Annotated in this window: 20 protein-coding genes; 11 read left to right on the forward strand and 9 right to left on the reverse strand. The window is 68.0% G+C overall.

Going from position 1 to position 19,775, the window contains the following annotated elements; genetic code table 11:
* Window positions 1-159 (forward strand): L-serine ammonia-lyase, iron-sulfur-dependent, subunit alpha (locus AC1DGD_RS20210; RefSeq protein WP_476858039.1); only part of this gene is annotated, 159 nt, incomplete at its 5' end.
* 108 nt (window positions 160-267) lie between these two features.
* On the opposite strand, the gene AC1DGD_RS20215 is transcribed toward AC1DGD_RS20210, so the two are convergent.
* The gene (locus tag AC1DGD_RS20215) at window positions 268-837 is read right to left on the reverse strand and encodes a TspO/MBR family protein (protein ID WP_476858011.1); all 570 of its coding nucleotides are present in this window, start codon (window positions 835-837) and stop codon (window positions 268-270) included.
* A gap of 114 nt (window positions 838-951) precedes the next feature.
* On the opposite strand from AC1DGD_RS20215, the gene AC1DGD_RS20220 reads away from it, so the two are divergent.
* Window positions 952-2,025 (forward strand): lipid II:glycine glycyltransferase FemX, encoded by a 1,074-nt coding sequence (locus tag AC1DGD_RS20220; protein ID WP_476858012.1) that lies wholly within the window; start codon window positions 952-954, stop codon window positions 2,023-2,025.
* 30 nt (window positions 2,026-2,055) lie between these two features.
* Entirely contained in the window at window positions 2,056-3,552 is a 1,497-nt protein-coding gene (locus tag AC1DGD_RS20225) for a threonine/serine exporter family protein (protein ID WP_476858013.1), read from the forward strand.
* 166 nt (window positions 3,553-3,718) lie between these two features.
* On the opposite strand, the gene AC1DGD_RS20230 is transcribed toward AC1DGD_RS20225, so the two are convergent.
* Complete coding sequence (locus AC1DGD_RS20230; RefSeq protein ID WP_476858014.1) at window positions 3,719-4,558, reverse strand: siderophore-interacting protein; 840 nt, start codon at window positions 4,556-4,558, stop codon at window positions 3,719-3,721.
* Window positions 4,559-4,609: 51 nt separating this feature from the next.
* Window positions 4,610-5,416, reverse strand: coding sequence for a uracil-DNA glycosylase (locus AC1DGD_RS20235; RefSeq protein WP_476858015.1), 807 nt, complete (start codon window positions 5,414-5,416; stop codon window positions 4,610-4,612).
* A gap of 203 nt (window positions 5,417-5,619) precedes the next feature.
* On the opposite strand from AC1DGD_RS20235, the gene AC1DGD_RS20240 reads away from it, so the two are divergent.
* From AC1DGD_RS20240 to AC1DGD_RS20265, 6 genes are all read left to right on the forward strand, one after another.
* Window positions 5,620-5,883, forward strand: coding sequence for a DUF3263 domain-containing protein (locus AC1DGD_RS20240; protein ID WP_476858040.1), 264 nt, complete (start codon window positions 5,620-5,622; stop codon window positions 5,881-5,883).
* Between the two features lie 93 nt (window positions 5,884-5,976).
* Entirely contained in the window at window positions 5,977-6,612 is a 636-nt protein-coding gene (locus AC1DGD_RS20245) for a LytR C-terminal domain-containing protein (RefSeq protein WP_476858016.1), read from the forward strand.
* Between the two features lie 158 nt (window positions 6,613-6,770).
* The gene (locus AC1DGD_RS20250) at window positions 6,771-6,974 is read left to right on the forward strand and encodes a cold-shock protein (RefSeq protein ID WP_230008017.1); all 204 of its coding nucleotides are present in this window, start codon (window positions 6,771-6,773) and stop codon (window positions 6,972-6,974) included.
* A gap of 59 nt (window positions 6,975-7,033) precedes the next feature.
* Complete coding sequence (locus AC1DGD_RS20255; protein ID WP_476858041.1) at window positions 7,034-8,302, forward strand: ABC transporter substrate-binding protein; 1,269 nt, start codon at window positions 7,034-7,036, stop codon at window positions 8,300-8,302.
* A 295-nt stretch (window positions 8,303-8,597) separates the two neighbouring features.
* On the forward strand, window positions 8,598-10,235 hold the full coding sequence (groL, locus tag AC1DGD_RS20260; protein WP_079555368.1) for a chaperonin GroEL: 1,638 nt from the start codon (window positions 8,598-8,600) through the stop codon (window positions 10,233-10,235).
* A 135-nt stretch (window positions 10,236-10,370) separates the two neighbouring features.
* Entirely contained in the window at window positions 10,371-11,441 is a 1,071-nt protein-coding gene (locus tag AC1DGD_RS20265; RefSeq protein WP_476858017.1) for an RNase H family protein, read from the forward strand.
* Window positions 11,442-11,454: 13 nt separating this feature from the next.
* Here AC1DGD_RS20265 and AC1DGD_RS20270 read toward each other — a convergent pair whose 3' ends face one another.
* The 6 genes from AC1DGD_RS20270 to AC1DGD_RS20295 form a co-directional block, all read right to left on the reverse strand.
* Window positions 11,455-11,742: a WXG100 family type VII secretion target gene (locus tag AC1DGD_RS20270; protein WP_026538909.1), complete on the reverse strand. Its 288-nt coding sequence runs from the start codon at window positions 11,740-11,742 to the stop codon at window positions 11,455-11,457.
* 190 nt (window positions 11,743-11,932) lie between these two features.
* Entirely contained in the window at window positions 11,933-13,399 is a 1,467-nt protein-coding gene (locus AC1DGD_RS20275) for a sensor histidine kinase (protein WP_476858018.1), read from the reverse strand.
* A gap of 2 nt (window positions 13,400-13,401) precedes the next feature.
* A complete protein-coding gene (locus AC1DGD_RS20280) occupies window positions 13,402-14,112 on the reverse strand; it encodes a response regulator transcription factor (RefSeq protein WP_018775770.1) in 711 nt (236 codons plus the stop codon).
* Between the two features lie 78 nt (window positions 14,113-14,190).
* Window positions 14,191-15,837 (reverse strand): DNA repair helicase XPB, encoded by a 1,647-nt coding sequence (locus tag AC1DGD_RS20285; protein ID WP_476858019.1) that lies wholly within the window; start codon window positions 15,835-15,837, stop codon window positions 14,191-14,193.
* Entirely contained in the window at window positions 15,834-18,326 is a 2,493-nt protein-coding gene (locus AC1DGD_RS20290; protein ID WP_476858020.1) for a helicase-associated domain-containing protein, read from the reverse strand. Before AC1DGD_RS20290 ends, AC1DGD_RS20285 begins: the two co-directional genes overlap by 4 nt.
* A gap of 10 nt (window positions 18,327-18,336) precedes the next feature.
* Window positions 18,337-18,570: a hypothetical protein gene (locus tag AC1DGD_RS20295; RefSeq protein ID WP_079555362.1), complete on the reverse strand. Its 234-nt coding sequence runs from the start codon at window positions 18,568-18,570 to the stop codon at window positions 18,337-18,339.
* Window positions 18,571-18,747: 177 nt separating this feature from the next.
* Here AC1DGD_RS20295 and AC1DGD_RS20300 point away from each other — a divergent pair, with 177 nt between their 5' ends.
* Together AC1DGD_RS20300 and AC1DGD_RS20305 are read left to right on the forward strand one after the other, a co-directional pair.
* Window positions 18,748-19,131: a cold-shock protein gene (locus tag AC1DGD_RS20300; protein ID WP_018776003.1), complete on the forward strand. Its 384-nt coding sequence runs from the start codon at window positions 18,748-18,750 to the stop codon at window positions 19,129-19,131.
* A gap of 8 nt (window positions 19,132-19,139) precedes the next feature.
* Window positions 19,140-19,739, forward strand: coding sequence for a DUF3027 domain-containing protein (locus AC1DGD_RS20305; protein WP_476858021.1), 600 nt, complete (start codon window positions 19,140-19,142; stop codon window positions 19,737-19,739).
* Window positions 19,740-19,775 lie beyond the last annotated feature (36 nt).

Genomic DNA, 19,775 nt, shown 5'->3' on the forward strand with positions numbered 1-19,775 from the left:
GCCATCAACGCCGCCAAAATGGCGCTCTGGGGCGACGGCACGCACCGGGTCTCCCTGGACGAAGTCATCGTGACCATGCGCGAAACCGGCAAGGACATGAGCTCCAAATACAAGGAAACCGCAATGGGCGGCCTCGCCGTCAACGTCGTGGAGTGCTAGGAAGCTGACCGCCGCCGGCCGGGGCTGACGTGGCGCTGGCCGGCTGCTCCGGCCATGCGGCCTACAGCCATGCGGCCTACAGTTGTGCGGCCTGCAGCTGTGCAGGCGCTAGTTGTGCAGTGCCGCCCACAGGTTCAGCGAGGATGCGTACACGATCCACGACAGGTAGGGCAGCATCAGCAGTCCTGCCGCCCGGCTGATCGGTCCGAAGAGCACCACCGTCACGGCCACGGCCACGGCCAAAGCCACGATGATCCCGAACGCGATCCACAGCGCCGGCGTCCCGAGCGCCGGGTACAAGGCGAAGAAGACCGGCGTCCAGAGCAGGTTCAGCCCCAACTGCACGCCGTAGGCTGTCAGGGCCGCTTTGGACCCCGGGGCGCGGCTGCGCCAGACCAGCCACGCCGCGACGGCCATGGCGGCGTACAGGACCGTCCAGACGGGCCCGAAAACCCAGTTCGGCGGGGACCACGGGGCCTTGTCCGCGGTGGCGTACCAGCCGTTGACGTGGTTGGCCGTGGCCAGGCCGCCCAAGGCCGCAACGAGCGCCGACGCGCCGAGGAACAGCAGCAGCGCGACCACGTGGGAGAAGCCGCTGCCCGCGCCGCTTCCAACGCCCTTAGAGTGGCCGCCGGGCGCCCCGGGACGGCCTTCCAGCGGTTGTTGCTGAGCCTGCATGAGACCAGCCTAACCGCCTGACCCGGACCGGCGGCAGGGTGCGGACCGATAGACTTGGGGCTGCATGTCCGCATGCCGCCGAAGCTCGTACCGCAATGATTGGATACCGCACCCTTGCGAGAATTCACTGCCCGTTTTGCCTCTGCCGAAGAGATTGCCAACTGGGATGCCCACGTCACGGCGAACCCCAACGGCGGCAATCTCCTGCAATCGGAAGCCTTCGCCGAGGTCAAACAGCACTTTGGCTGGAAGCCCTTGCACCTGGTGTACGAGTCGGCCGATTACACGAGCTACAACCTGATCCTGGAGAAGTCCTTTCCGGTCCTCGGCAAGCTCTGGTACCTGATCAAGGGACCCGACGTGGCGTCGGTCGAGGACATCCCCGGGATCGTCGCGGCGAACGCGGACTTCGTCAAAAGGGCCAAGCTGGGCGTCTTCGCGATCAAGATCGAACCGGATGTTGTCTTGTCCGACGACGCCGCGCGGATCCTTGAGGCCGCCGGACTGGTCAAGACCCACAACCTGCAGCCGAACGACTCCACGGCGCTGCTCGATATTGCGCCCGAGGAAAACCAGCTGCTGCGCAACCTGCACTCCCGGGGCCGCAACGCCGTGCGCCGCGCCATCCGCGAGGGCGTGGAAGTCCACAACGTCGAGCCCACGGAAGAGAACTTCCGGGCCATGTATGCCCTAATGACCACCACGGTGGAAGCCAAGTCCCAGGTCCGGGTGCGCGAGTACGAGTACTACCGCCAGTTCTGGACCAACTTTCTGAAGCGGGATCAGGGCAGGCTGCTCTTCGTGTACGAAAACGGGGTGCCCTCGGTGGGCGCATTCGTGATCAACTACGGCCGCAAGGGAACGTACAAGGACGGCGGCTCCCTGCAGAAGCGTGGCCAGTACGGCGACTCGCACCTGGTGCAGTGGACCGCAATCAACCAGGTCAAGGACCTTGGCTGCACCGAATACGACTTCTGCGGCACGCCGCCGAGCGACAAGCTCAAGGACACCTCAAACCCGTTCCATGGCCTGGGCCTGTTCAAGACCAGCTTCAGCAAAACCGTGACCGACTTTGTCGGCTGCTATGACCAGGTCCTGAGCCCGCTGAAGTACAAGGCCTGGATGATGGCGGGGGAGCGCGTGGCCCGCCAGGTCTACACCCGGCGCACGGGCCAGCAGTTTTACTAAACAGCCGACGAGGACAGTGAGGAGGCCGGAATGAATAACGGATACAGCGGCCACCGCAGGCCGCCCACGGACGGCCTGCCCCGAACGCAGCCGATGTCGCCGGTGGAGGTGCGCCAGAACGCCGCCGCGAAGCGCATGTTGCGCAGGTTGGTACAGGGCGAGAACCCGCCGACGGCGCCCATGAGCATCGTTGACCGGCTCGCCGGCAGCCCCTATGCGAACCCGATGATCCAGGTCGGCGGCGTCGACGCCTCGGCCCGCAAGACGATCGACTTTGCCTTGCATCTGGCGGAATCGATGTTCCGTTACGGCGCCGGAGCCCTGGAAGTTGAGACCAGCATCATCGCCATCACGGCCGCCCTGGGACTGAAGAACATCGAAGTGGACATCACCAACCAGTCGGTGGCCATCAACTATGCCCCCAAGGACCAGACGCCCATCACGTTGCTTCGTGTCGTGCGGTCCTGGACCAACAACTACGCGGGCTTGGCCAAGGTGCACCAGCTCGTCACGGACATCGTCTCCGGCGGCGTGGGACGTGAGGAGGCTGTGCGACGGCTTGAGGACATCACCCACAGTTCCAAGCCATTCCCGCGCTGGATGGTCACCGTGGCATTCGGCGTGTTCTCGGCCGTCTTCGTCGGTGTTCTCGGCGGCGACCTCGGAGCCTCTGCGGTCGCTTTCGTCTCCAACCTGCTGGTGAGCCTGCTGGCCAGGCAGCTAGGGCGGTGGCGCACACCTGACTTCTTCGTCACCGCCTCGTGTTCCTTCCTGGTCACCTTCATCGCCCTGCTGTTATGGCGTTTCGGCGGCATGGTAGGAATCCAGATACCGCCGGCCATCGTGGTGGTCGGCGGAATCCTGCTGCTACTGCCGACCGGCCGGCTCGTCTCCTCGGTGCAGGACGCGATCAACGGCTTCCCCGTCACGGCGGCCGGCCGTTTCCTCTCCACCATGCTGACCTTCGGCGCGCTCGTTGCCGGCATTGCCGTCGGCTTCGTAGTCGGGGATATGACCGGCATGGAGGCGATCAATGTCACCGAAACATTCCCTCCGGCGTATCCGTGGTGGGCCGTGGTCATCCTGATCGCCATCGCGGTGCTGATGATCGGCATCACGGAACAGACCAGCTGGAAGCTGCTGCTGCCGACGGCGGCCGTGGGGGTGGTGGGCTACCTGGTCCTCATCGGCGGCGACGCCCTGGGCATCGGATCCCGCTTCGCCCCGGCCCTCGCTGCCGTGGTGATCGGCCTGCTGGCCCGCGTCGTGGCCCTCCGGATGGGCGCCCCACAGTTGGTTGTGGCCGTTCCCGCCGCGCTGATTCTGCTCCCGGGGCTCACTATATTCCGGTCGATGTATGTATTGACCATCGAGGAATCGGAGATTCTCATGGGCGCCGGCGGCATGCTCAACGCCGGGGCCATCGTGCTCGGTGTCGCTGCCGGCGTCGTGCTCGGCGACACCCTGGCGCGGCCCCTGACGCGGAGCCTGGCGAGCAACGAACGGCGCAGGGCCCGCCGCCGCTAGACCTTGCGAGGAATGCCCGTCCGGCTCCCCTAAGGCGCCGGGTTTCCCCACTTTTGCCGGGACGCGACGGCGTGTCAGCCCGCCGCGCCGGCGTGTCCCGGCGTCGTGGTGGCAAAGGTGGGGAAACTCCGCAGCGCCAGATCTTGCCCCGCTAGATCTTGCCCCGCTAGATCTTGCCTATCGGCAGCTTCTTCTCCGCCTGGAAGTCGTCCTCCATCCGGCCCTTGGCCCAGTAGCCCGAGAGGGACACCTGGGCCCGCTCCAGCCCGCGCTGCACGTGGAACACGTCCCGGAGGCCCTTCATGTAGCCCCGCTCGCCGTGGGCGAAGACCTGCACCCGGCCCTCGGGCCACTCGGCGTCGCGCACCGCCGTGACCAGCAGTTCGCTCTCACCGGCGGGTGCGCCGCCGCGCAGCAGCCAGCGCAATTCGACGCCGGCCGGCCCGGCGATGGCCTGGACGTCGGCGTCGCTGTGCACTTCGAGCAGGGCGAGGCCGCGGGCATCTTCCGGCAGGGATTCGATCGCCGCGCCGATGGCCGGCAACGCTGATTCATCGCCGGCAAACAGGTACCAGTCCGCGGCCGGATCCGGGTTGTACCCGCCGCCGGGGCCGGTGAAAGTCAGGCGATCGCCGGGCTGGGCCGAGGCCGCCCAGGGGCCGGCGAGCCCCTCGTCGCCGTGGATCACAAAGTCAATGGCCAGTTCCTGCGCCTCCGGGTCCACCCAGCGGACCGTGTAGGTCCGCGTATGCGGCCACTGACTGCGCGGCATGGTTTCCCGGATGGCCCACAAATCCAGCGGATCCGGGTATTCGACGCCGGGTTGCGGAAAGACGATCTTGACGTACCGGTCCACATAGTCGTTGTTGACGAACCCGGCGAAGCCGGGGCCCCCGGCGATGATCCGGACCATGTGCGGGGAGAGCTGCTCCCTGCGCAGGACCGTCAGATCGGTCTGGGGGCGCGAGTTCCGGGTGGCGGTGGTGGCTGCGGGGACGGATGTCATGCAGCTAAGCCTAACCAAGAACCCCCGGCGGGAGCTTTGCGCGGGGGCCTGTTACGGCAACGGCGGAAGCTCCCAGTCGACCGTCCCGTTGCCTTGTTGCAGCAGCAGGGCGTTGGCCCGGCTGAACGGCCGGGACCCGAAGAAGCCGCGCGAGGCCGAGAGCGGGCTGGGGTGGGCGCTGGCGATCACGGCTGCGGACCCCAGCAGCGGCCGCACGGACTCGGCATCCTTCCCCCACAGGATCGCCACCAGGGGGGCATGGCCCGCGCCGGATACGGACGAGCGGCCGGCGACTGCCCGGATGGCCGCCGCCGTCACAGCCTCCCAGCCCTTGTTCCGGTGCGAGCCCGCCGCGCCGGCACGGACGCTGAGCACCCTGTTGAGCAGCAGTACGCCTTGGTCCGCCCAGTGGCTGAGGTCCCCGTGGACGCGCGGGGGGAAGCCGAGATCGGCCTGAAGTTCCTTGTAGATGTTTGCCAGGCTGCGGGGGATCGGCCGGGTGGCGCCGTCCACGGCGAAGGACAACCCCACGGCGTGCCCCGGCGTCGGATACGGGTCCTGGCCCACCACCAGCACGCGGACGCCGGCCAGGGGCTGCCGGAAAGCCCGCAGCAGGTTTGCCGGCGATGGCAGAACGCCATGCCCGGCGGCCACTTCGCCCGCGACAAAGGCGAGGGCTTCGCGCAACTGCGCCTCCACCGGCGCCAGCGGTCCCGCCCAGTCCGGAGCAACCAGCGCGTCCAGCGGCCTGCGTGCCAGGTCCGCGAAGCTAAGGGTGTCCGCGGCTGCGGGCTCCAGCTCGAACAGCCCGTCGGGTTCACTGGCGGGGTCAAACTCGGCATCAAACACAGCACCCATTCTTCCCCAGCTAAGGCCCGTTTCTGCGCCCGCCCGAATGACAACCCTGTCATTCGGCCGTAGCATTGGGACTGACTTTTTAACGGATACCAGCCAGGTTTTTCGGAATCAACCAGGAGTGTGTCGTGGCCGAAACAGCGCAAGAGCACGTGCTCGCGGGGGATTCTGCCGGATTCCCAACCGCCGGCGCGGGCCCGGACGGGGTGTCCGCGGAGTCTGCGCTGAGCGCCCGCGACCAGCAGATGCTGGCCTTGGAGCGGCAATGGTGGAAGTACGCCGGGGCCAAGGAACAGGCCATCCGTGAGCTGTTCGATCTGTCCGCCACGCACTACTACCAGATCCTCAATGCCCTCATCGATACCGAGGATGCGCTGGCCCAGGATCCCATGCTGGTCAAGAGATTGCGTAGACTACGTACATCACGCCAACGTGCCCGCACTGCCCGTCGTCTGGGAACAGATTCGTAAAGTCGCGTCACGAGCAGCCGGATGCGCACGTCCTGTTGCGTCCGTTCCGGCCTCGGGCACCCCGTATGAAATCAGCAAGGACGTCGTTTTACCATGACCAAATACGCTCGGGATGAATTTGATCGGGTCCCGGAGACCTCTACCCGGCAGGGAGTCCACCGGGCCGTCGCGGCATCGCGGCGGCGGAGTCTGGCGCCGATCCTGGCGGCCGGCTGCGTAGCCCTGGCCATCGGCCTGGTGGCCTTCCTGATCCTGCCGAAGCTCGGCTTCTCCGCAGGCCAGGCCGCGGCAGTGACCGCCGGTGGCAGCGCGTCCGCATCTGCCAGCAGCAGCCCGTTCGCCACGAGCACCGTGAGCCCCAGTCCCACGCCGACGAGTCCGGAGCCGGCCGGCACGGACGCCGCCGCGCCGGCGGCTTCGCCGTCAGCTACGCCGGGCGCCACAGCCGCCGCTGTCGACAAGACGCAGCCGGTGACGATCTACAACGCGACCACCACCGCCGGCCTCGCCACCCGCGTCGGCGGCACCGTCACCTCCGACGGCTGGGTCCTGGGCGAGACCGGCAACTGGGGCGGTGTCCCGCAACAGACGTCGGTGATCTTCTACAGCGGCGTCGAGCAGAAGGGCAATGCGGAGGCACTCGGAGCCCTCCTCGGCGTCGACACCCTCGTGGACTCTGCCGAGTTCAACATGCCCCTTGTCGTCGTGCTCGGCCCCGGCTACCAGTAGCCAATCCGGTTACGCCTCAATAACTATTAGGCGGGGGCCCTGCCCGCCGCCGGCGTTCCTGGGGGACGCTGTGGGTACAGTATCTGCGGATTTCTTTTCGCAGTCCGCGGCGCACATCGAGGTGGGCCGCACGCAAGCTAGCTGAAAGTGTGGACACCATGGCACTGGGAACCGTCAAATGGTTCAACGCCGAAAAGGGCTACGGCTTCATCGCCGTGGACGGTTCCGAGAACGACGTCTTCGTGCACTGGTCCGCGATCGTCGGGGAAGGCTACCGCGCCCTGGACGAGGGCCAGCGGGTGGAACTGGAAGTCGGCGAGGGCGAAAAGGGCCCGCAGGCCGAAAGCGTCCGGCCCGCCTAGTGGTACTGGCTGCCGTCACGAACGCCCCAAGGAACGCGGCCGGGCGCCGCGGAGGACATTTGCCGCTGGGCCGCGCCCTGGCGGCGGGCACCGTAGCGGCCCTGGCCCTGACGGGCTGCCTGGGCCCCGCGGGCAGTGCCCGCGTGGCCAGCGCCGACGCCAGCGGTGACGGCACCCTGCGCATCGGCCTGATCCTGGACAACACGGGCAAGCAGAACTTCCTCAACGCCTCCGAGCTCGCGGCGGCCAAACTTGCCGTCAAGGAGATCAACGCTGCCGGCGGGCACAAAGGCAAACCGGTGGAGCTGCTGCCGGAAACCATCAGCACGGACACCGCCGCCCAGGCGAAAGCGCTGGTTGCCGCCAAGGCCGACGTCGTGATCGGCCCGACCGATTCCAGCCGTGCCCCGGCCGCCATCGACGTGCTCGCCAACGCCAAGGTAGCCGTGATCTCCCCGGCCAACACCGCCGCCGCGCTCAGCAACTACAAGAGCGGCGGCTACTATTTCCGCACCTCGGCCGCCGACATCGCCCAGGCATCCGTCCTCGCCAAACTGGTCAAAGACGGCGGCGCCAGGACCCTGGCCGTCCTGCATGAGGAAGGCGACTACGGCAAAGACGTCGCCGCCGCCGTCGGCGGCGCGGCGAAACAGTCCGGACTGGAGGTCGTGGCGGACTCGGAGTTCACCCCCGGCCAGGCGCAGCAGGCTGTCGCCGCCGCTAAGGCCGCCAACCCCGACGCCGTCATCCTGGTCTCGCGCGACGGCGCACAGGGCGCCATCGCCGAGCTGAACAACGCCGGCCTCGCCGGCAAGAAGCTGGTCCTCAGTGACGGAGCAGTCAGCAAGTACGGCTCTGGCCTGGGCGCCCGGGCGCTCGAGGGTGCACGCGGGATCCTGCCCGGCGTGTTTCCCTCCGCAGCCTTCCAGGCGGACCTCGTGGCCGTTGATCCCGGGCTGAAGGACATGGTGTTCGCCGCCGAGACGTACGACGCCGTCGTCCTGGCCGCCGTCGCCGCCGCCGCCGCAGAGGACGACGCCGGCACCTCCATCGCGGCGTCCCTCGTCGCGGTCTCCGGCGGAACCCCGGCAGCAGGCGGAACCGGGGCCGCCGGCAGCCAGCCGCCCAGCGAGTCATGCACGAGCTACAAGGACTGCGTCGGCGTCCTCCGGGCAGGCCAGCGGCCGGACTACGACGGCCAGTCCGGACGGATCAACTTTGATGCCCACGGCGACATCACCGAAGCGAACTACATGGTTTCGACCTACGGCGAGGACAACCTGCCCACGGTGGACGGCAAAGAAGCCGCGAGCAGCAGCGGCGGCTGATCGCTCGTAGCGTATTGTGCCCGCGTGGCGGCCGGTTCCGGCCGGCCACTGCTTGCACTCTCCCCGGGGGAGTGCTAATTATTGATTTAGCACTCCAGCGCACTGACTGCTAACACGACGCCCGGTCCGCCCGGCCGCGAAGTGGGGCAGTCGGTCCAGGAGCTAAAGAAACACCTTGCTGGGGTGAGATCCCGGACCCGGCGGCATACAGAGGCCGCGGGGTTGGGATCGTCCGTCGCGGGCACCACAGCGAAGGTTCATTCTTAACGACTGTCCCGAAAGGACTACTGCCGTTATGGCCAAGATCATTGCATTTGATGAAGAGGCACGCCGCGGTCTTGAGCGGGGCCTGAACATCCTCGCCGACGCCGTCAAGGTCACCCTCGGCCCGCGGGGACGCAACGTCGTCCTCGAAAAGAAGTGGGGCGCCCCCACGATCACCAACGATGGTGTTTCCATCGCCAAGGAGATCGAGCTGGACGATCCCTACGAAAAGATCGGCGCCGAGCTGGTCAAGGAAGTTGCCAAGAAGACGGATGACGTCGCAGGCGACGGCACCACCACGGCAACCGTGCTGGCACAGGCCCTGGTCAAGGAAGGCCTGCGCAACGTCGCGGCCGGCGCTGACCCGCTGTCCCTCAAGCGCGGCATCGAGAAGGCTGTTGACGCGGTCACCGTCGAGCTCCTGGCCTCCGCCAAGGAAATCGAGACCAAGGAAGAGATCGCCGCCACCGCGTCCATCTCCGCCGGCGACAACGAGATCGGCGCCCTGATCGCCGAAGCCCTCGACAAGGTCGGCAAGGAAGGCGTCATCACCGTCGAGGAGTCGAACACGTTCGGCCTCGAGCTGGAGCTGACCGAAGGCATGCGCTTCGACAAGGGCTACATCTCCGCCTACTTCGTCACCGACGCTGAGCGCCAGGAAACGGTCCTTGAGGATCCGTACATCCTGATCGTCAACTCCAAGATCTCCAACGTCAAGGAACTGGTTGCTGTCCTGGAAAAGGTCATGCAGTCCAACAAGCCGCTGCTGATCATTGCCGAAGACATCGAGGGCGAGGCCCTGGCCACTCTGATCGTCAACAAGATCCGCGGCACCTTCAAGTCCGTCGCCGTCAAGGCTCCGGGCTTCGGCGACCGCCGCAAGGCGCAGCTGGCCGACATCGCCATCCTCACCGGTGGCCAGGTCATCTCCGAGGAAGTCGGCCTCAAGCTTGAGACCGCCGGACTCGAACTCCTTGGCAAGGCCCGCAAGGTTGTTGTCACCAAGGACGAGACCACGATCGTCGAGGGTGCAGGCGACGCCGACCAGATCGCCGGCCGCGTGTCCCAGATCCGCGCCGAGATCGAGAACTCCGATTCCGACTACGACCGCGAGAAGCTGCAGGAGCGCTTGGCCAAGCTGGCCGGCGGCGTTGCAGTCATCAAGGCCGGCGCCGCAACCGAGGTCGAGCTCAAGGAACGCAAGCACCGCATTGAGGACGCCGTCCGCAACGCCAAGGCTGCTGTCGAAGAGGGCATCGTCGCCGGCGGTGGCGTTGCCCTGATCCAGGCCGGTGCCAAGGCATTCGCGAACCTGCAGCTCTCCGGTGACGAAGCAACGGGCGCGAACATCGTCCGCGTTGCCATCGACGCCCCGCTGAAGCAGATCGCCTTCAACGCCGGCCTCGAGCCCGGCGTCGTCGTGGACAAGGTCCGCGGCCTGCCCGCAGGCCACGGCCTCAACGCCGCCACCGGCGAGTACGTCGACCTGCTGGCCGCCGGCATCAACGACCCGGTCAAGGTAACCCGCTCTGCCCTGCAGAACGCGGCTTCCATCGCCGGCCTGTTCCTCACCACCGAGGCCGTTGTAGCCGACAAGCCCGAGAAGGGTGGCGCCCCGATGGGCGGCGGCGACGACATGGGCGGCATGGGCGGCATGGGCGGTTTCTAACCACCCGCGCCAGCCATCATCGGCTGTTCGACGACGGCGGTCCCACCTTCGGGTGGGGCCGCCGTCGCCGGTTAAGCGCGGCCCCTGTCCAAGGGGGCGTCGGTGGGCGTCGGCGGGTTCTGGCAGGATGGGTCAGTGACGATTACAGCAGCGGCCGACGGTTCGGCCTTAGGAAATCCTGGCCCGGCCGGCTGGGCCTGGTACGTGAATGACGACTGCTGGCGGGCCGGGGGGTGGCCCCACGGCACGAACAACCAGGGCGAACTGATGGCGGTGCTGGACCTGTTCCGGGCAACGGCGCACATGCCCGGGGAAGACCTGCTGATCCTCTGCGACAGCCAGTACGTCATCAACGCCGTGACCAAGTGGATGCCCGGCTGGAAACGCAAGGGCTGGCGCAAAGCCGACGGCAAGCCGGTGCTGAACGTGGACCTCCTCAAGGACATCGACCAGGCGCTCGTGGGCCGCAAGTACACCTTCGAGTGGGTGCGGGGCCACGCGGGGCACGAGCTCAACGAGGCGGCGGACGTCCGCGCCCGGGCTGCGGCCACGGCGTACCAGCAGGGCGTGGCCGTCCGGCAGGGTCCCGGGTTCGGCACCCCGGAGGGCGAACCGCCAGCGGGCGAACCGCCAGCGGGCAAAACACAGCAGGACATGACACAGCAGGGCATGACACAGCAGGACAAGATGCAGCCCGCCGCCCAGTCCGCCGCCCCACCCGCAGCCGCCCCTGCGGCCGCGACCCGGCCGCAGGCAGCCCCGGCGCCAGCCGGCCAGCAGGAACTCTTTGGCGCGCCGGGGACCTACGACGAACCGGACCTCTTCAGCGAACTCGAAGAAGAACCTGCCGTAGACCGGGCGGGGGCCAGCGCCGAAGCCGTCGTCGAGTCCCTCGAACGCGAACTGCTCCGCCCCGAAACCCGGGCGGATCTTGGCCGTACGGGCGTGCTGCTCCATCCGGACTTCACCGAAATCGGCAGCTCCGGCCGGATCTGGACCCGCGACGCCATGATGATGTCACTCGAGGACAACCCGGGCGGAGCCGTGGAGCTGGAACTGTTGGGCGCGGACCGGCTGGGTGAGAAGACCATCCTGCTGACCTACCGCAGCCACACCCGTGAGGGATCAGCCCTGCGCAGCTCCCTGTGGGTCCTTGAAGGCGCCCAATGGCGCTTGCGCTTCCACCAGGGCACACCCGAGGCCTGAGGGCGCGTGCGGCTCACGTGAAGCGCTGCGCATTGCCCAGTTCCGCCTGCGCATAGGTGGCGGCAGCGGAGTTCAGCGCGAGGTTGATGGACGCCAGGGACGCCTCGACCCTGCCCTGGGTCAGCGTCCACTCGGCCACGAGGGTTTGGAAATTAGTCGCCGCGGAGCCCCGCCAGCTGCCCTGGAGCTCGTCCAGCCCCCGTTTCATGGCGTGGACGTCCGCGCTGATCCTCTCCACCGTGGCCTGCACGTTGGCGGACTTTAGCTGGAGGAGTTCGGTATCGACGGAGATGATGCTCATGGAAATGCCTCTCGAATGCTCGGGAGGCGGCCGCGGCCCGGCGGAGCACGGTGAACGTCAGCGGGTCTGCGGTGAGGTATTGCGGTGACATTTTCGGTGAGAGCTTGCGGGGAGCGGCTGCCTCATCCGGATCTTCCGGACACCTCGAGCGTAGGCGGGCGGCGTGCCGGCCGGACACCGCCGTCGGCCCCTATGTGGATAAGTCCGCTGTGGACCGTTCCGTGGCCTCTTCGTCCAGGAGCGGGATGCTGACCACCAGCGTGGCACCGCCGCCGTCGGTCTTCCCGACCCGCACGGACCCGGAATGCGAGCCGACGATGGCGGCCACGATCGCCAGGCCAAGTCCGCTGCCGCCGGTCTCTCTGGTCCGGGAGGTGTCGGCCCGGTAGAAGCGCTCGAAAATACGGGCCGCCTCCTCATCCGGAACCCCCGGTCCGTGGTCCCGGACCTCGATCACGGACTGCCGTGTTCCGTCCGGTGCGGTCCGGACCCCGACGCCAATTTCGACTGGGGTGCCCTCCGGCGTGTAGCGCAGGGCATTGCCGACCAGGTTGCTGACCACTTGGCGCAGTTTGGCTTCGTCGCCCAGCACCGGGGCGGCGGCCGGGGCCGCGCCGTCAATCCCGGTGAGGGTGATGGTGCGGCTGCGGTCGCTCGCCTGGGTGTCCACCACGGCGTCGTTGGCCAGCAGTAGCAGGTCTGCGGGCTTCTGCTGCAACGGCCGCTGTTCGTCGATCCTGGCCAGCAGCAGCAGGTCTTCGACCATGGCTCCCATGCGTTTGGCTTCGCTTTCGATCCGCCCCATCGCCGTGGCCACGTCTTCCGGGGTGGACAACGCCCCGTGCCGGTACAGCTCGGAGAACCCGCGGATGGTCACCAGCGGGGTTCTCAGTTCGTGCGAGGCGTCGGCGGCGAAGCGCCGCATCCGCGCCTCGGACGCCATCCTGGCGGCGAAGGCCGTCTCAATGTGCGCGAGCATGGCATTGAGCGAGCTCCCAAGCCGGCCCACCTCAGTGCCCGGGTTCTCCACCTCCACACGCTGGGACAAGTCTCCCGCGGCGATCGCGGCGGCCGTCTTCTCCACCCGGGCCAGCGGCCGGAAGGACCGCGAAACAGTCCAGGTGGCAATGAAGAACGCCAGCACGAGCGTCAGCAGGCCCACACCCACCACCACCAGGGCAGCGTGTTCCATCACCGAATCCACGGGGTCCAGCGGCAGCCCGATCACGACGACGGCGCCGCGGTTGTTGTTGTCCACCACGCTGACGGCCACGACCCGCCAGCTGCCGCCCTCGGATCCGCGGACCTGGAAGGGCATCTGCTGGCGTTCCCGGGCCTCGACCGAGGAAAAGGTGCTGAGCGCGGGGTGGGATTCCTTGTCGCCGCCGAAGGTGTAGGGCGGAAGGCCGGGGCTGAAGAGCATCAGCGAGTAGTCGGTGGGAACGGTGGAGTTGGTCTCCTGCAACTGGCTGAAGGACTGCTGCTGCCGCGCGGATTCGACGGCGGCCCGGAGCTTGTCATCCACCTGGCCCTGCAGGAAGCTGTGCAGCAGCGTCAGCGTGCCCGCCCCGGTAGCCGTGAGGGCCACCAGCATGAGCGCCATCATGATGGCCACGAGCTGCGAGCGCAGCGACGCCGATTTCCAGCGGTTCAGCAAGATCAGCGCTTCTCGGCAGTCCGCAGAACGTAGCCGACGCCGCGCTTGGTCTGGATCAGTGCCGGGGCATCGGGATCGATATCCACTTTGCGGCGCAGGTAGGAGATATAGGACTCCACGATCGAGGCGTCGCCGTTGAAGTCGTACTCCCATACATGGTCGAGGATCTGGGCCTTGGACAGGACCCGGTTCGGATTGAGCATGAGGTAGCGCAGGAGCTTGAATTCCGTGGGCGAGAGCTCGATCACGGTCCCGCCGCGGCGGACCTCGTGGGCGTCGTCGTCGAGCTGTAGGTCATCGACCCGGATCACGGCGTCGTCGTCGACCTGGGGTTGCGTGCGCCGGAGTACGGCGCGGATGCGGGCCACCACCTCGTCGAGGCTGAACGGTTTGGTGACGTAATCGTCCCCGCCCACGGTCAAACCGGTGACTTTGTCCTCGGTGTCGTCCTTGGCCGTGAGGAACAGGACGGGGAAGTGCTTGCCGGCGGCGCGCAGGCGGCGGGTAACGGTGAAGCCGTCCATGTCCGGCAGCATGACGTCCAGCACCGCCAGATCGGGGGAGTGCAACTCAGCAGCAGCCAGTGCCTCGCGTCCGCTGCCGGCCGAGACGACTTCAAAACCAGCGAAGCGCAGGGACGTGGAGAGCAGCTCGCGGATGTTCGGTTCGTCATCGACGACGAGGAGCTTGGCTTCGGGACCGTTCTTCTTCATGTTCCCATGATGCTCCCAGACTCTGGGAGTTTTCTGAATGGAGGTTGTGTGTTGCATGGCCGCATCCCCGGCACCCGCCTAGCCCGCGGTGCCGACGTCCTTGGCGTCCATGATCCGGTAGGCGTACCCCTGCTCGGCGAGGAACCGCTGCCGCTTCGCGGCGAAATCCTGGTCCAGGGTGTCCCTGGCCACGAGCGAATAGAACCGGGCGGAGCGGCCGTCCTTCTTCGGGCGCAGCAGCCGGCCCAGGCGCTGGGCCTCCTCCTGGCGGGACCCGAATGAACCGGAGACCTGGATCGCGACCGACGCCTCGGGCAGGTCGATGGAGAAATTGGCGACCTTGGACACCACCAGGGTCTGCACCTCGCCGGCGCGGAACGCGTCGAACAGCCGCTGGCGCTCCTTCACCGACGTGTCGCCCTTGATCACGGGCGCGCCCAGGCGCTCGCCGATCTCGTCGAGCTGGTCGATGTACTGCCCGATCACCAGGAGCTGTTCCCCGGCGTGTTCGGCGACGAGTTCTTCGACCACCCGGGTCTTCGTCTCGGAGGTGGCACACAGCCGGTATTTGTCGGCGTCCTCGGCCATGGCATAGGCCACCCGTTCGTCGCGGGGCAGGTCCACCCGGACTTCCACGCAATCGGCCGGGGCGATGTAGCCCTGGGCCTCGATGTCCTTCCACGGCGCGTCGTAGCGTTTCGGCCCGATCAGGCTAAAGACCTCGCCCTCCCGGCCGTCCTCCCGCACCAACGTGGCGGTCAGCCCGAGCCGCCGGCGGGCCTGCAGGTCCGCCGTCATCCGGAAGATCGGCGCGGGCAGCAGGTGGACCTCGTCGTAGATGATCAGGCCCCAGTCGTTGCCGTCCACGAGCTCCAGGTGCGGGTACAGCCCGCCGCGCTTCGTGGTCAGGACCTGGTAGGTGGCGATCGTGACCGGCCGGACTTCCTTGACGGAGCCGGAGTACTCGCCGATCTCCTCCTCGGTCAGCGACGTGCGTTTGAGGAGCTCGTCCTTCCACTGCCGCGCGGCGACGGTGTTGGTCACCAGGATCAGTGTGGTGGTGGAGCTGGTGGCCATGGCGGCCGCGCCGACCAGCGTCTTGCCGGCGCCGCAGGGAAGGACGACGACGCCGCTGCCGCCGGCCCAGAAGTTCTCCGCGGCCAGTTGCTGGTAGGGCCGCAGCTTCCAGCCCGATTCGTTGAGCATGATGGGGTGCGGGGTGCCGTCCACGTAGCCGGCCAGGTCCTCGGCCGGCCAGCCAAGCTTGAGCAGCAGCTGCTTGAGCTGGCCGCGCTGGGAGGAATGCACCACCACCGTCTCGCCGTCGATCCGTGGCCCGAGCAGCGGGGCGATCTTCTTGGCGCGGCTGATTTCCTCGAGCACCGGGTAGTCGGAGGTGCGCATGACCAGGCCGTGCTGCGGGTCCTTCTCCAGCCGGAGCCGGCCGTACCGGGACATGGTCTCTTCGACGTCGATCAGCAGGGAATGGGGCACGGGGAAACGGGAGTACGTGAGCAGGGTGTCCAGCACTTTTTCGGCGTCCAGCCCGGCCGCCCGGGCGTTCCAGAGCCCCAGCGGCGTCAGCCGGTAGCTGTGCACATGCTCCGGGGCCCGTTCCAGCTCGGCGAACGCCGCGATGGCGTGCCGGGCCTCCGTTGCGAGTTCGTGGTCGACCTCCAGCAGGATGGTCTTGTCACTCTGGACGATCAGGGGCCCGTCATTCACTGGAACAATTCCTCTGTAGCTTCTACGTCGATAATGCGGTGGATGGACAGGACCCGCTCGATTTCCTTGTCCGGATCGAACACCCGCACCCGCCCGCCATTCACAGCTACCGGAACAACCGTCTCGCGGGTGGCATTCCCCATGCTGTCCACGACGTTCATGATGACCCGCTGCCTGAGGCGGATCGCCTTCAGCAGGGTCTCGAGGCCCAACTGGGTCGCTTCCTCGCTGCCCGGTGCCGCGGGCGGGTGGGCGCCGGAGCCCGGCGCCCGGGACCCGTTGGTGCGCAGCACGGCGAGCTGGGCCTCGATGTCGGCCTCCGGCGGAGCGGTCCGCGGGGCGGTGTAGACCGGCCGGCCGCTGCCGGGCGCAGGGGTGCTGCGGCGCAGCCGGACGATGGCGGAGGCAGCTTCCTCCAGGACCGGGGCGAGCCCCAGACCCCGGAGGGCCTGGGCGGTTTCCCGGGGCGCGGCGTGGGAGACGACCACGGTGGGCGCGATGCGCACCAGCCCGAGGCCAGCCGCGGCCGGGGCGTTGAGCAGTTCCAGCAGGGCAGCCTCGTCCTCGCTTTGGATAAAGCTGGCCGCGGCCCCCACCCGGAGCCGGGAATGGCGCGCGGCGGTGTCTTCGATGAGGTACTGGAGGGGCTGCGGGATGGCGGTGGCCGAATGCTGGCGCAGGAAGTCCAGCATCGCCGCGGCGTCCTGGCCGGTGTCGAGGGCCCGGCGCACGGAGGTGACGGAGAACCGGTAGATGGTGGCCGGTCCCTGCCCTTCGGCCGTGGCCATGGTCAGGAGCCGTTCGCTCAGTTCGGGGTCGAGGTAGCCCGGCGCCACCGCCGTCAGGTCCGCCTGCAGCAACACGTGCTGCAGGGCCGCCGGCAGGTGTTCGCCCAGGATCCCCAGGGCGTCGTCCGGCTGCTCGGCGGCGATCGCGGCGCCCAGCTGGCTCAGCGCCCCGGAGCCGATCAGGCCAAGCATCTCGGCCTCCGCGAGGATGCCGCGGATCAGCGAGCTGAAGCGCCTGGCCATCCGGGGCTGCGTCCACTCGGCACGCTCCAGCACGGCGGCGGCATCGAGGACGGGGGCCTGCCCGTCGGGCGCCACGGCCTCAAGGGTGAGTTCGTGCAGGATTTCCAGGACCCTTTTCCGGACCACCGGGGCGTCCGGCCGCTGCGCCTCGGCGGAGAGCGCATTGATGGTGGTCCCGGCCGGGCCCCGGTGCCCGGCCGGGCCCGGGGCGGCAGCATTCACCGGCTGGCCCACGAGGGACGGTGCGCGCTCGCTGGCCAGCCAGGCGTTGACCAGCCACAGCCACTGCTCCTGCCGCGGCAGCGACAGCCACTCCAGCTGCGGCGGCTGCACCCACGCAGAACTGTCGACGTCCAGCCGCAGCAGACCGGCCATTCCGCAGAGCTCCGCGAGGACGCCGGCCTCGTGCACGTCCATCCGCAGGGAATCCGCCAGCCGCTTCATCTCCCGGACCCCGACGCCCCCGCTTCGCAGCGTCGCCAGCGGCTGTTCGCGCACGGTGTAGAGCACTTCGCCGACGAGCCGCAGCGTCTCGGCGATGGCGCCCAGCGCGGCGTTTCGGCGCAGCCCCGCGCTCGTGTTGCCCAGCCGGGGGACGGGCGGCGTGAGCGAAAAGTTCTCGATGACAAACCCGCCGCGCAGCGACACTCCGACGCTGTGCGGCAGTTCGACGTGCGCGGCGTCCAGCGGTACCAGCAGCCCGCGCGCCAGCAGCCAGTCCACGGGGCCGACGTCGGCGCCTTCGTGGAGCACGGACGCCCGGCGCTGCGCCTGCGGGACGGCGCCCATGGCCCAGTTCCCGAACCGGGCCAGAAGGGCGGCGGTCCGGTCCGGTGCGGTGGCCAGGATTTGCTGGAGCGATTCGGGTGTTGCCGTCCAGTGCTGCAGGGACAGGGCGGCTTCCATCGGCGTCGGGGCGGGGGAGATGGACGCCCCGGCGCGGTGAAGTTCCCCCACCAGCTGCACCACGCGCTGTGCAAAAGCAGGCTGGAGCCGCACCAGCTCGGTGTAGCTGCGCCCCAGCCCGGCAGGGTAGATGCCAATCACGTCCTTGAGGCTGCCGACCGGAAGGTAGTGGCGCTGTTTGGCGGCGGCGGGGGTCGCGCCGTGCGGCGGATCTGCGCGGTGGACGAGGGCCAGTTCCTGCAGGGAATGGAGGAGCCGGTCGACGGCGGCAACCGAGGAGCCGTTGATCAGTTTCTTCAGCATCGCCGCCGACGCGCTGTGCCCGGTATCGGCGTTGGTGCACAGGTGCAGGGTTTCCAGGACCTGCATCTGCGGGCGGTTGAGCCGTTCGAGTGCCCGCTGGACGCTGACGCGTCCGCTGGCGCGGGCGGCGAGGGCGGCGAAGTCCGGGACGCCGGGAGAAATCAGGTCCGGCCGCGCGGAGAACAGGGCCCGCAACGATTCGTCGCTTCGTGCCTGAAGTTCCTTGCTGAGCGCGCGGATGAGGGACATCGCTCCAACGTTACCTTTCGCCGGGCCCGCGCGGGCGGCGCCGGGCTGCCACCGCGTCGACAACGAGGGCCAGCATGAGCAGGAATGCCACCGGGAGGCCGTAGAGGGCCGTCGAGGTAATCCAGGCGGGCGCCACGGCATTGTTGAAGGCCATCGCCATGACAGCGCCGACGGCAACGAGGGACAGTACAGCAAGGGTGGCCGCTACGATCATCAAAGGCCGCCGGTAACGCGTCAGTGTCATGGGGGCAACGCTAACAGTCCGGCATCGCCCGCGCCTCAAGCCGTTAAAGTGAACCAGGCAGGATAACCTTGGAGATACAGACCAACACGGTCCGGGCAGTCATACCCTGAACCCGCGTATCCATGCGGATGCGGTGACCGCCGGCCGTGTCCCCGCAGAACGAAGAAGGTTGATTACGTGCCTACCGGCAAGGTCAAGTGGTATGACAAGGAAAAAGGCTTCGGATTCCTCGCGGGCGAGGACGGCCAGGAAGTCTTCCTGCCCAAGTCCGCGCTGCCCGAAGGCATCACGGAGCTCAAGGCCGGCACGCGTGTTGAATTTGGTGTAGCCGACGGACGCAAGGGTGCCCAGGCCCTGGGCCTGCGCGTGCTGGACAAGACGCCGTCCATCGCCAAGGCAAAGCGGCCCAGCGCCAGGGACCTTGCCCCGCTGGTCCAGGACCTCGTCAGCGTGCTGGATAACCTGTCCGGGACCCTGTCCGCGGGCAAGTACCCGGAAGGCAACAAGGGCAAGGCGATCGCAGCGGCCCTCCGTAAGGTTGCCGACGAGCTGGACGTATAAGGCTTTTGATGACTCAGGAACCTGATCAGTTGCCGGCGCCGGATGCCGGAACCGCAGCGCCCGCCGGGGCCAAAGCAACCGGCTCCAAGCAGGGAATCCGCCCGCGCGCCGGCGTGCCCGTCTGGCGCACCGGTAAGCCTGACGCCTTCCTGGCCGCCGCCGTCGACGTCGCCCGCACCGCGGTGGAGGGCATTGCCCCCGCCGAGCAGATCGGCGAGCACATCGGTGCCCGGAGCGAGGGCGACCGCCTGGTGACCCACCTGTTCGAATCCAGGCTCCCCGGATACCTGGGCTGGCAGTGGTACGCCGTGCTGACACGCAACTCGCGCTCCAAGGTGGTCACGGTGGACGAACTTGGGCTCCTGCCCTCCGAGGACTCCATCCTGGCACCGGCCTGGGTTCCGTGGGCCGAACGGGTCCGCCCGGAAGACGCGCAGGCTGACGAGGCTGCCGAGGCTGCCGAGGCTGCCGAGGCGCCGTCCGGTTCCGAAGCGCCGTCCGGTTCCGAAGCGCCGTCACAGGCGTCCGACGCCGACCAGCAGGATGACGCCGACGACGCTGACACCGACGACGACGAGCGCGAACGCTCAACGGGCGAGGCCGACTAGCGGTTGGAAGCGTCCGGGAGCGTGTCTGGGGAGGGC

This window comes from Arthrobacter sp. 05T45, from assembly GCF_056395875.1.